Raw genomic sequence first — 12276 nt, 5'->3', positions numbered from 1 at the left:
CAGCGGGGTTCTGGACCCGCGCGAACGCGTTCTTCACAGGCCTGGGCGTCACAGTCACCGCGGTGATGACCGACAACGGTTCCTGCTACCGGTCAGGCGCCTTCGCTGACGCGCTCGGCGACCATGTGAAGCACAAGTGGACCCGGCCATACCGGCCGCAGACCAACGGCAAGGTCGAGCGGTTCAACCGCACCCTCGCCGTCGAGTGGGCCTACGCGAAGCCCTACGCCAGCGAAGCCGAGCGCGCCGCAGCCTACGAGACCTGGCTCCATCACTACAATCACCACAGACCCCACACCGGGATCGGCGGCCAGACCCCCTCAGCCCGCGTTCACAACGTCACGGGGAAGTACAACTAGGACGTGGCCACGGCATGGCGCTGGTCCACGTCATCAGGAAGGGGCCGCAGATCGACAGCAAGCACGTCGGCAGCACCGGGTCGCACCGAGACGAGTCAGACACCCTCTGGCTCGACGGAAAGGCGACCAGACCGTGAGTACAGACTCCTGGTGACCTCCCGATCTGCCAGTGCCACCATCACGGGATGACGGCTATGGCCATACGGAACTCGGTCACCGCGAGGACTCACGGCGCCCCGGGCTGATCAGCCCCGACTCGTAGCTGAGGATGACGGGTTGTGAACGGTCTCGGACATGGGTGTGGCCTCTGTGAGGGCACAGTTCGACGCAGGTCGGCGTTTCGCGGCGCGGTATCGGCGGAAGGTGAGGAGCCCCCACATTTTGTCGTACGGAGGATGCGGCAAATGGGATCGACCCCGAACCAGTCGCGGTGCATGTCGATCGGGCATATTTCGGTTCTCCTCCGTGAGCCTTCGAACGAAACAAAGGACACTTGACCAGCGCATGCCCGAGCAGCATTTCCGCGTCGACGACAGCTAGCTCGACGGCCACGGCGGTGTACGAGCTCCCGGTCCGGGACACCTGCGCGTCGAACTCATACTTGACCCACTGGTCCTGACTCACCTCCGAGCCCACCGGCTCAACGAGGCCACCACTTGCGAAACCCCGCGCGAGCTCCTCGGCGAGCTCGTCCTCGACCCCACGAAGGACTACCTACCCACCGGACGACCACCCGGACCCACACCCAGGAAACAGAAAGCCGGACCTACAAAAACGTAGGTCCGGCCGTCCGGAATGTCCTGAGACATCACAACGTCGGGCTGACAGGATTTGAACCTGCGACCCCCTGACCCCCAGTCAGGTGCGCTACCAAACTGCGCCACAGCCCGATGGCCCGCTTCGCGGACCGAGAAGAAACACTATCCCATTGCGGCCGAGGGCCACAAACAGCGACACCGTGCGACCGCGGATGAGGGGCAGCGCCCGGAGGATCCGAGCCTCAGATCATGCCGGTGAGCCACTCCCCCGGCCTGACCCGCGCACCGGCGTCGACGAGCTGGTCGGTCGACGCCAGGTCATCACCCACCAGAGTCACGTAGGGGCTGGAGGCAGCCAGTGCGAGCGTGACCTCGACCGCCTCGCGAGGGCCGGCCGCACTGACCACCTCGGGAAACCATGTAGTGGCCTGGAGCCCCAGCTCCACCCCGGGGATACCGCGCTGGGCCACCATCTCTGCGGCGTGGGGATCGGGCACGCTCGAGGTGTCGAGGACCAGCACGGGACGGACGTCCAGCAGCTGCCGCAGCACCGGCCACGATCTGCCGAAACCCGGATGGAGGTCGTAACCGTCCAGCTCGTCGATCCGAACCCAGCGCAGTTCCAGGCTCTCCTGATCACCGATGGCCGGTTCGAAAGGAGTCACCACATCGGCCACCAGGGTGGTGTAGCGCCAGACCTGCTTGTCGAGGACACTGAGGCAGCGCACTCTCAGATCCTGGCGCGGCACCGCGGCCTCCTCCGCCGACTCCCGCAGTGCGCCGTCCAGAGCGGTCTCTCCCTGGTGCAGGGCCCCGCCGGGAATCCCCCAGGTACCTCCGAAATGACTCCAACCAACCCTGTGCTGGAGCAGCACTCCTCGGTCCGGGTCCACCGCCAGCAGTCCTGCGGCTCCGAAGACCCCCCAGTACCGCTCTCCCGAGTCGGTCACCACCCAGGCGTCTCCGGGATCCTTGGGACCGGTCGGGCGACGAGGGGAACCCGGGGCGGGCGGAACGATTCTCACCTTTCCACCCTCCCACGGTTCGGCGGCGGCGAGGTTACCGGCCGGTTGCTGCGATCGAGGCCCTCCGGGCCTCCGACGCGGCCCCTGCTCACCCGACGGTCAGGGTCTTCGGCACTGCCTTGAGGGCCTGCGAGATCGGGCAGTTGTCCTTGGCCCACTCGGCCTTCTCCTTGAATCCGGCCGCGTCCAGCCCCGGGACATCGCCGGTGACCGCGAGGTTGATTTGGGTGACCCCCTCACCTGCGACGAAGGTGACACCGGCGCGGGTGTCGATGGAGACCGGGTCGTGACCGTCCTCGGCCAGCGCATTGCTCAGCGCCATGGTGTAGCAGGTGGCCAGGGATGCGGCCAGGAGCTCCTCGGGATTGGTGGTTCCGAGCCCGGACTCGGCACGCTTGCCCCAGTTGACGTCGAAGGTGGCGACCCCGGAAGTGTCCAGGCTGGTCTGGCCCGATCCCTCGAACAGGGTGCCGTTCCAGACGGTATGTGCGGTGCTCACGGTGGGCTTGGGCATGATGCTCTCCTAGTCGTGCAGACGATGCGCGGACATCGTCGACGCTACCGCGGGCGGGGTCCGCAACCCAGGCCCTCCTCGGTGCGCACTAGTCCAGGATGATCAGTTGGGAGGTGGTTCTGGTCATCGAGACGTACCGGTCCACCGCACCTCGCCTGCCCTGGCCCAGTGCCGCCGGGTGGACCAGCACCACCAGGTCGAACTCCAGCCCCTTGACTGCCACCGGGTCGAGGAATCTGACCCTGTGCCGCTCGCCGCGAGCCGGCTGCAGGAGGGTCGACGGCCCCTCCCCGGCGCCGGCACCTCCGATCGCGGACCCGACGCCGATGACGCACGCAGTACCTTCCGGATGGGCCGCCAGCCAGCGGTCGAGGAGATGCTCCAGGTCCCCGGCATCACCATGGATCACCGGTTCGACGCCGGTCCGGATCGAGGTGGGCACCACGGCGTCGGGCACCTCGGCCAGGATGACCGGGCCCGCCTCCGCCATCACCTGGGCCGGCGTGCGGTAGTTGATCCCCAGGCTGCGCACTGCGACCTCGTTGAACCCCAGCGCCTCGAGCCTGGCTGGCCAGCTTCCCTCGAAGCCGGACCTGGCCTGGGCGCGGTCGCCAACGATGGTGAAACTGCGCGAGGGGCAGCGTCGGATGAGCATCTGCCACTGGGCGTCGGTGAGCTCCTGGGCCTCGTCGACGATGACGTGGGAGAAGGGGCCGGCGAGCGGCTCGCGGTCCGGCTGCGGAGCGGCATCCTCGTCGAGCAGAGCCCGACGCATGTCCTCGCCGCGCAGCATCGCGAAGGAACTGTCAGGATCGTCGTCGGTATCAAGGATGTTGTCGACCAGATCGTCCATGTAGCTGCGCTGGTCGGCCAGCACCCGTCGACGCTGACGGCGCCTGCTTCCAGCCTGGGGATCGCCGATCCGCATCCGTGCGGCGTCCAGCAGGGGTAGGTCCGCGTCGGTCCAGGGGGATGCCTCGCTGCGGTGCAGGGCGGTCAGCGCGGCCTGCGACAGCCAGGGGGCGCAGCGTCTGAGATAGGCCCGCACCGACCACAGGTCTGCGACGGTCTGGGTCGGATCCAGGATCGGCCAGGTCCGGGAGAAGACTCGGCGCAGGTCGTCGTTCGTCTCCAGCGCGGCGCCGAGCAGATCGACCGGCAGCTGCGCTGGATCGGCCTTGTCGACCAGGATGGCGACCAGCTCCTCCCAGATCAGCTCCCGGGCCTCGTTGTGAGGTGTGCCCGGCGGCGGCGCCGAGAACGCCTCCGCCCAGTCGTCGGGGGTCAGTTCCAGATCAACCCAGGGTGTCTCGACGACAGTGGTCGCGTCAGGCACCTCCTCGTAGAGCGCCACCGCCGGTTCGACCGCCTTCACCATCCGGGCCGAGGCCTTCAGCCGGGCCACCACTGGGTCGGCCTCGGCAACCGCCTCCCGGCCCTCGGGGACCATCTCGGCCAAAGTCGCGCAGTGCACCCCGTCCTCCCCCAGGCTGGGCAGCACATCGGCCACATAGCTCAGGTAGGAGTCGTGCGGGCCGACCAGCAGCACCCCGCCGGCCCGTCCGTCCAGTCGCGGATCGGCGTAGAGCAGGTAGGCCGCCCGGTGCAGGGCCACCACCGTCTTGCCGGTGCCCGGACCGCCCTCGACCACCAGGGCGCCATGGGAGTCTGCTCGGATGACGGCGTCCTGGTCGGCGGCGATGGTGGACAGCACGTCGCGCATCTGCGCAGTTCTGGCCCGGCCGAGGCTGGCGATGAAGGAGGACTGGTCGTCCAGGGCTGCTGCGCCGGCCGCGGTGGCGTCGAAGACCTCGTCCCAGTAGTCGCGCAGTCGCCCATCGACCCACTGGTAGCGGCGCCGGCTGACCAGCCCCATCGGGTCGGCGTGGGTGGCGGCGAAGAAGGGTTCAGCGGCAGGGGCCCGCCAGTCGATCAGAAGGCGGCGGCCCTCGGCGTCGGACAGCCCGATGCGCCCGACATAGATCGGCTCACGACGGCCCGCGAAGACCATCCGGCCCAGCACGAGGTCGGTGCTGAATCGCTCCAGGACGCCGGTCTGACGGGTCAGCCGATGGATCGACTGATCGCGGTCCAGGGCTGCTCGGCCGCGTCCGCCGGGGGCTCTGCGCAGGTGGCGGAGCTCCTCGTGCAGCTCGGTCAGACGAGTGTGAAGCCGCTCAGCCACTGTTGCCAGCCGCTCGGGGTCAGGACCGAGCAGTTCGGGATCCGACTTCCACGCCGCGGCCCCGGTCAGCTCGATGAGTGAGGAGGAGAGAGCCGAGGAGGCTGTGGGGTGTAAGTGGATCGGGCCGGAGGGGCTCTGCGGGGAGGGTGAGTCGGGGCTGGTCGGGAGCATTGGCACCATGTCCTGTCAGATGGAGGACGGCAATTCTGCGCCCGACCGGGGCCCTTGCGGCAAGACCCCCTATGGCCTATAAGTTGGAAGTGGCGAAGGCGCCGACTCCCTCCAGGGATGTGGTCGAGCCGGGGGCTCAGCGCTTCTTGCCGCGCTTCTCGCGGGGGCGCACCTCGACCTTGACCGGCGTCCCGACGAAGCCGAAGTCCTCGCGCAGACGCCGTTCGATGAATCTCACGTACCCCTGATCCATCACACCCGAGGTGAACAGCACGAAGGTCGGCGGGCAGCTGTGGGCCTGGGTGCCGAACAGGATCCGGGGCTGCTTTCCGCCGCGGACCGGGTGTGGATGGGCCGCTGCCAGTTTGCCGAGGAAGGCGTTGAACTTGCCGGTGGACACCCGGGTCTGCCAACCCTCCAGTGCCGCCTCGATGGCCGATCCGAGACGCTCGACATTTCGCCCGGACAGCGCCGAGATGTTGACCCTGGGTGCCCAGCCGAATGCCTGGACGTCGCGCTCGATCTCTCTCTCCAGGTAGCGGCGGCGCTCCTCATCGGTGAGATCCCATTTGTTGTAGGCGATCACCAGCGCCCTGCCGGCCTCCTCCACCATCGTGAGGATCCGCAGGTCCTGGTCGCTGATCGACTCGGCGGCATCGATGACGACGACGCAGACCTCGGCCCGCTCGATCGCCGTCTGGGTGCGCAGCGAGGCGTAGTACTCGTGGCCGGAGGCCTCGTTGACACGCTTGCGCAGCCCGGCGGTGTCGATGAACCGGTACACGGTGCGTCCGACGCTGACCAGCTCGTCGACCGGGTCGACGGTGGTCCCGGAGACATCGGAGACCACCGAACGGTCGGCCCGCGCCAGCCTGTTCAGCAGCGAGGACTTCCCGACATTCGGCTTGCCGACGATCGCCACCCGGCGTGGGCCGCCCACCTCCTCGACCAGCTCGGTCCGCTGCGGCAGCACGGCCACCAGGGCGTCCAACATGTCGCCGGAACCGCGCCCGTGCATCGCCGAGACCGGCCAGGGTTCCCCCAGCCCCAGGTTCCACATGGTCGCCGCGCTGGCCTCGCTGCGCTGGTCGTCGACCTTGTTGGCGGCCAGTACCACCGGCTTGTTGGCCCTGCGCAGCACCCGGACCACCGCCTCGTCCTCGTCTGTGGTGCCGATGGTGGCATCGACCACCAGCAGCACGACGTCAGCGGTGGAGATCGCCAGCTCGGCCTGCTCGGCGATCCTGGCCGCCATTCCCCTGGCATCCGAGGCCCAGCCACCGGTATCGACCAGCACGAACTCGTGACCGGCCCACTCGGCGTCATAGGAGACCCGGTCGCGGGTCACCCCTGGAATGTCCTGGACGACGGCCTCGCGGCGTCCCAGAATGCGGTTGACCAGAGTCGACTTGCCGACATTGGGGCGGCCGACGACGGCCACCACCGGCTTGGGCAGTGCCTCCTCGAAGCCCTCTTCAGGAGGTGTCGTCTCAGTCATTCGTATCCTTTGCAAGGTTGTTCACCAGAGACACGACCGTATCAACGACCTGGTCGAGTGTCAGTGCGGTGGAGTCGATCATGGTGACCCCGGGAGCCGGAGCCTGGAAGGAGGAGACCGTCGAGTCGTCGCGGTCGCGGCGGATCACCAGGTCGGTGACCTCACGCACATCGACGGTCGCCTCGAGCTCGGCGCTGCGCCGGGCCACCCGTACCGCCGGGTCGGCGACCAGCAGCACCCTCAGCTGGGCATCGGGGCACACCACGGTGGTGATGTCGCGGCCCTCCACCACCATCCGGTGGCCGTGTGCGGCCACGATCCGGCGCATCCGGTCGGTGAGCAGGTCGCGGACCGGCTGAATGGTGGCCACCGCGGAGACGGCGGCGCTGGTGGCGGGTTCGCGGATCTGCTCGGTGACATCCTGTCCGTCGATGACCACCTTCTCGACGCCGGGAACCGTGCTCAGTTCCAGATCGGCATCGCGCACCAGATCGATCACAGCGCCAGGATCGGTCACCGGGTCGATGCCGCGGTTGGCCACCGCGCAGGTCACCGCCCGGTACATCGATCCAGTGTCCAGGTAGGCCAGCCCCAGCCGCTGGGCCACCGCCCGGGAGGTCGAGGACTTCCCCGAGCCGCTCGGCCCGTCGACGGCGATCACCAGCTCGTCGTGACTCTCCGCGGCGGCGGGAGACGGATCGGCGGATGGGGCGGAGGTCATGCGGGCTCCAATGGGTGTCGAGATTGGGAATGGGGGACGAACAGCAGGTGCGGAACAGCTGGCGGGTGAGCCGACGGAGGTCAGCCGGTACCTGGACCGTCGGGACTGGGCGGGGTCGGGCCGGCGGCGAGTGAGAGCAGGCGACTCATGAACGCAGCCCCCAGTCGTGCTCGCGCATCCAGGCTCTCAGGTCGTCGGCCCTCGCCGGATCAACCTCGATCGACAGGAAGCCGGAGTCGCGGGCCTGGTCGTGCTCCACCGACAGATCCTCGATATTGACCCCGAGTCGGCCGATGTCGGAGAACAGCCGGGCCAGGGCGCCGGGGCGGTCGGGGATCTCCACCACCACAGTGGTGGTCTTCGAGAGCTCGCGGCCGTGCTTGCCGCCCAGCAACCGGGCACCGCTCCGGCCCATCTCGAGGAAGGCCTCCAGCTCGTCGGGATCGTCGAGGGCCCCGATCAGGGTGTCGAGGTCCTCGCGGACCCGGTCGAGCTGCCGGCGGACCGCGGACCGGTTGGCGGAGATGATCTGGCGCCACATGCCGGTCTGGGACTGGGCGATCCGGGTGACGTCGCGGATCCCCCCGCCGGCCAGCGTCAGGTGGCTGGAATCGGCGTGGCGCAGGTTCGCCCCGGTGAGGATGCTCATCAGCTGCGGCAGATGGGAGACCTCGGCCACCGCGGTGTCGTGCTCGAGGGTGTCCAGGGTGACGGTCCTGGCGCCGCAGACCACCGCCAACCGGCGGACCCGTTCCACGGCCTGTGGGGGATTCTCCGGGCGAGGGGTGAGCACCCAGGTGCGGTCGACGAAGAGTTCGGGGACTGCCGTCATCGGTCCGTCGTACTGGGTTCCCGACATCGGGTGGGAGCTGACATATCGCGACAGGTCCAGACCCCTGCCCTGCAGCTCGGCGAGGACCGCCGACTTCACCGATGCGGTGTCGGTGATCACCGCATTGCGGTGCCAGCGCGACCTCTCCGCGACCGTGGCGGCCACCGCGGCCGGCGGCGTGGCCACCACCACGAGTCGGTAGTCGCGGGGATCCCGCGGTCCCAGGATCCCGGCTCCGCGCCCGGCGGCCACCATCCCATTGGCCGGGTCGAGATCCCACAGATGCACCTCGACCCCCTGACTGGTCAGGGCGCATCCGATGGAGGCCCCGATCAGCCCGGTGCCCACGATCAGCACCGGGGACAGGTCTGCGATGTCGTCGGGGTCGGCGACCGGCAGCGGGCTCATGCCGCGTCCCAGAAGGTGCGGACCCGATCTGCGGCCAACCTGCGGAAGGTCCGCCGACCACCGGTGCGCGGGTCGAGGATGGAGACCTCGAGCTGGTCGGGTACCGGCTCCGAGGAGGCGGTGAGGGCCGCGGCTGCGCAGCGCACGGCGTCATCGAGTGGCGTGGTATCGATGAGGAACTCCTCGACGGTCTCCCGACGGTCAGGGCTCATCGGCCCCAGCACCATCGGCGCGGTCCCCTCCGTGATGGAACCGTCCCAGCTGATCTTGAATATCCGGTCCTGGCTTCGGACCAGGCCCAGCTCGGCGACCGCCAGCTCCACCTCATAGGGCTTCTGGCCCATCGTCGCGAAGGCACCTCCGATCACCTGGGCGTAGGTGGTGGCCAGCGACAGTCCGGTGACGTCGAGGCGGTCGTAGGCATAGCCGCGCAGATCGGCCAGTCGGATGCCGGCCACCCTCAGCTGTTCGGACTCGTCGAATCGGCCCACCGACGCGAACCCGATCCGGTCGTGGATCTCGGAGGTACGGTGCAGGGTTCTTGACGGGTTGAGGGCCACCATGCAGATCCCATCGGCGTACCGGGCCACCACGACGGCATGCTCATCCTCGATACCACGGCGGGCATAGTCGGCCCGGTCACTCATCCACTGATCGGGTGAGACGTAGGCGGGCGTGGTCATGCTGATTGTTCCTCTCGGGGAGCCTGGTGCCGGTTGCGGCTGATCGATGGTCCGGATGGTGGCACCGCCGGCTCAGGCACTCTCGTTGGACCGGGTGACCTCGTCGAGGATGCGTTTGGCAACCAGGGCGACATTCTCGGTGGAGATCTTCGTGACGCCGTCCTCATCGGCGATCAGGACCACCGGGTAGATTCCCCGGTCCAGGTCCGGGCCGGCGGTTGCGGCATCGTCATCGGATGCGTCGTAGATCGCACGCACCGCCAGCTGGACCGCCTCATCGCGGTCCATGTCGAGGCGGTGGAGTTGCTTGAGGGTGGCCTTGGCGAAGATGTCGCCGGAGCCGGCGGTGGAGAAGGCGTACTCCTCGTAACGCCCGCCGGTGCCGTCATAGGAGAAGATCCGCCCGCGATGATGGACGGCGTCCCATCCGGCGAAGACCGGGATGACGGCGATCCCCTGGACTGCCATCGCCAGGTTGGAGCGCACCAGGATGGACAGCCGTGCTGCTCTGCCCTCCAGACTCAGCGCACGTCCCTCGATCTTCTCGTAGTGCTCCAGCTCGGTCTGGAACAGCCGGACCAACTCGATCGCCAGCCCGGCGGCACCGGCCACCCCGATCACCGAGGTGTCATCGGCACCGAAGACCTTCTCGATGTCGTGCTGGACGATCAGGGTGCCCATCGTGGCCCTCCTGTCACCGGCCACCACCACTCCCGAGGAGTACTTGAGGGCGACGACGGTGGTGCCGTGACGCAGCAGCTCAGGCATGCTGGTGTCCAGCGTGGTGGGCGGAAGCAGATCTGGGGCGACGGTTCGGGTGAACTCTGCGAAGGAGTCATTACCGGCCGCCAGGAAGGGCGCCGGAAGCATCGTTCCCCACGGCTGGATCATCGTCCTCCTCGCGTTCATCGCAGACGCCGGCACGGCCGGGTGGCCGCAGCATCCCGCCCCAAGAGTAGCCAACCGGAACTCCCGACGCCCGCAGCGGTATCGTCGGGCTCGCGGCTTGCCCGTTGTCGGGCCAGTCCTCGCTATCCCATGACAGGCAAGGGGGCCCTGATGAGCCACAGTGATGGAACGGCCTCAGGCCAGGTCCGCCTGGTGGTGGTGATGGACATCCTGGCGGTCGTGATCTTCGGGATCATCGGGCGGTTGTCCCATCACGAGAACCTCAGCCCGGGTGGGCTGCTGCGCACCGTGGTGCCCTTCGCGGTGGGGCTGGTGGTGGGCTGGATCATCGTGGTGGCGGTGCGGTTGGTCGCCTCGGGCTGGCCGGCCGGACTGGTGGTGTGGGGCGCCACCCTGGTGCTGGGGATGGTGATCCGCCATCTCACCGGTCAGGGGATCGCGGTCTCCTTCATCATCGTCGCCGGGATCTTCCTGACAGTGGAGCTGATCGGCTGGCGGATCGTCGCCGGCCTCATCCGCAGATTCCGGGCGGCCAGGACGCCGTCCAGACAGTCCTGACGCAGCGAGGTCGGATCAGCAGCCCGCCTCAGCGCTCCTCCTTGGCGGGGCGCCACTGGTCGTGCTCGGTGATGTTGAGCGGCCGGGGGCCGTGGTAATCGGGCCCGTAAGCCCCCGGGGCCGGTCGGCGTTTGCGCATCGGCGCCAGCACTCCCGGGGCCAGCCGCCGTGCGATCACCAGGAACCCGGTGTGCCCGGTGGACCCGTGCGAGGGGCGGATCGACAGCCCCTCGGCATGCCAGTCGCGGATGGTGGTCTCAGTGGCGCTCGGCTCGGTCCAGCCACCCTCGGCGCGCAGGGTGTCCATCACCCGACCCATCTGGGTAGTGGTGGCGACGTAACAGCACAGCACGCCGCCGGGCACCAGCACCCGACCCACGGCCTGGACGCACTCCCAGGGGGCCAGCATGTCCAGCACGGCCCGATCGATCGGTTCGGCGGAGATGTCGGTGGCCAGGTCGGCCAGTCTCAGGTTCCAGCAGGCCGGCTCGGATCCGTAGAAGGTGACGACATTGGAACGGGCCACCTCGGCGAACTCCGGACGCCTCTCGTAGGAGGTGAGTCGGCCGGTCGGCCCGATGGCTCGCAGCAGCGGGATCGACAGGCCGCCCGAGCCGACCCCGGCCTCCAGCACTCGCGCGCCGGGGAAGATGTCGGCCATCATCAGGATCTGCGCCGACTCCTTGGGGTAGATGATGGCCGCCTCCCGGGGCATCGTCACGGTGAACTCGCTGAGGATGGGACGCATCGCCAGGAAGTCCATCCCGCCCGCAGAGGTCACCACCACTGCCTGGGGTGAACCGATCAGATCGTCGTGGCGCACCATCCCTTTGGTGGTGTGGAAGATCCCGCCCTCGGCCAGCACGATGGAGTGGCGGCGTCCCTTGGAATCGGTCAGCGTGACCCTCTCGCCGGGCCGCAGCACTCCACCACCACCGGCAGACATCGGAGCGGCGGGCTGGCCGGCCAGGTGCCACAGCTTGACCAGGTCGGCGAGCTGGAGGCCCTTCAGGTCGTGGCGATGGACACGGTTGGGTCCCGGCGGCGGGGTGGCCAGACCATCCAGGGTCAGGACCCGGGCGCCGGCGGCATGACCTGCCTGGGCTCCTGAGGGCGAGTCCTCGATCACCAGGCAGTCGGCGGCGTCGACCCCCAGCTCTGCGGCGGCCCTGAGGTAGGGGTCGGGTGCCGGTTTGCTGTGGCCCTCGGGAAGGTCGTCGAAGCAGACGATCGAGGAGAACAGGCCCTCCTCGAAGTGCTCGAGAATCGGTTCGATGACCGAGCGCGTGGAGTTGGTCACCAGGGCGCACGGGATTCCGGCGGCCCGCACCTGCTTCAGCAGGTCGTAGGAGCCCGGGCACCAGGGCACCTCCCGTTGCTGGTGGTACTGGCGCACCTGGGCCACCAGCAGGGCGGCGATCTGGTTGGGGTCCGGGTCCCCGCCCAGACCCTCGCTGATCGCGGTGCACGTCGGAGTCATCGGGGTGCCGACGAAGGCCAGGGAGTCCTCCTCCGTCCATGCCAGGCCGTGTGATGTGGCGATCTGGATCTCGGCCTCGATCCAGCGCGGCTCGGTGTTGACGAGAGTCCCGTCCAGATCCCACAGCACAGCTGCCGGGGTCAGCATCTCGGGTTTCCCGGGAGTGGACGGCACC

At 68.5% G+C, this 12276-nt stretch carries 11 protein-coding genes and 1 tRNA gene; 2 read left to right on the top strand and 10 right to left on the bottom strand.

The annotated features are described in order from the left end of the window. Positions 1–359, top strand: a 359-nt coding sequence (locus tag G554_RS14575) for an integrase core domain-containing protein (protein ID WP_036924514.1), incomplete at its 5' end; no start/stop codon positions are given. An 816-nt stretch (positions 360–1175) separates the two neighbouring features. On the opposite strand, the gene G554_RS0104185 is transcribed toward G554_RS14575, so the two are convergent. The 9 genes from G554_RS0104185 to prcB form a co-directional block, all read right to left on the bottom strand. Beyond that, positions 1176–1249, bottom strand: a tRNA-Pro gene (locus G554_RS0104185). Between the two features lie 110 nt (positions 1250–1359). Then, positions 1360–2142, bottom strand: a complete 783-nt coding sequence (locus G554_RS0104180) for an NUDIX domain-containing protein (RefSeq protein WP_027586933.1) — start codon at positions 2140–2142, stop codon at positions 1360–1362. 88 nt (positions 2143–2230) lie between these two features. Continuing rightward, on the bottom strand, positions 2231–2656 hold the full coding sequence (locus G554_RS0104175; protein WP_027586932.1) for an OsmC family peroxiredoxin: 426 nt from the start codon (positions 2654–2656) through the stop codon (positions 2231–2233). Positions 2657–2744: 88 nt separating this feature from the next. After that, positions 2745–5021: an RNA polymerase recycling motor ATPase HelR gene (gene helR / locus G554_RS0104170; protein ID WP_245569935.1), complete on the bottom strand. Its 2277-nt coding sequence runs from the start codon at positions 5019–5021 to the stop codon at positions 2745–2747. Between the two features lie 127 nt (positions 5022–5148). Then, positions 5149–6510: a ribosome biogenesis GTPase Der gene (der, locus tag G554_RS0104165; protein ID WP_027586930.1), complete on the bottom strand. Its 1362-nt coding sequence runs from the start codon at positions 6508–6510 to the stop codon at positions 5149–5151. After that, complete coding sequence (gene cmk, locus G554_RS0104160; RefSeq protein ID WP_084648301.1) at positions 6503–7231, bottom strand: (d)CMP kinase; 729 nt, start codon at positions 7229–7231, stop codon at positions 6503–6505. The genes der and cmk overlap by 8 nt, the downstream gene beginning before the upstream one ends. Before the next feature lie 145 nt (positions 7232–7376). Beyond that, positions 7377–8471 carry a prephenate dehydrogenase gene (locus G554_RS0104155; protein ID WP_051232403.1) on the bottom strand — a complete coding sequence of 365 codons (1095 nt, stop codon included), beginning with the start codon at positions 8469–8471 and terminating at the stop codon, positions 7377–7379. Continuing rightward, positions 8468–9154: a proteasome subunit alpha gene (prcA, locus tag G554_RS0104150; RefSeq protein WP_027586927.1), complete on the bottom strand. Its 687-nt coding sequence runs from the start codon at positions 9152–9154 to the stop codon at positions 8468–8470. Before prcA ends, G554_RS0104155 begins: the two co-directional genes overlap by 4 nt. A 72-nt stretch (positions 9155–9226) precedes the next feature. Then, positions 9227–10045 (bottom strand): proteasome subunit beta, encoded by an 819-nt coding sequence (gene prcB, locus G554_RS0104145; protein WP_051232400.1) that lies wholly within the window; start codon positions 10043–10045, stop codon positions 9227–9229. 168 nt (positions 10046–10213) lie between these two features. Here prcB and G554_RS0104140 point away from each other — a divergent pair, with 168 nt between their 5' ends. Then, positions 10214–10621: a DUF3054 domain-containing protein gene (locus tag G554_RS0104140; protein WP_036924510.1), complete on the top strand. Its 408-nt coding sequence runs from the start codon at positions 10214–10216 to the stop codon at positions 10619–10621. A 28-nt stretch (positions 10622–10649) separates the two neighbouring features. On the opposite strand, the gene G554_RS0104135 is transcribed toward G554_RS0104140, so the two are convergent. Beyond that, the gene (locus tag G554_RS0104135; RefSeq protein ID WP_027586924.1) at positions 10650–12248 is read right to left on the bottom strand and encodes an HAD-IA family hydrolase; all 1599 of its coding nucleotides are present in this window, start codon (positions 12246–12248) and stop codon (positions 10650–10652) included. Positions 12249–12276 lie beyond the last annotated feature (28 nt).

Source organism: Acidipropionibacterium thoenii DSM 20276 (genome assembly GCF_000423445.1).
Taxonomy (GTDB): Bacteria; Actinomycetota; Actinomycetes; order Propionibacteriales; family Propionibacteriaceae; genus Acidipropionibacterium; species Acidipropionibacterium thoenii.
The sequence above is the reverse complement of the archived record's forward strand: the minus strand, read 5'-3'. Positions and strand labels throughout refer to the sequence as shown.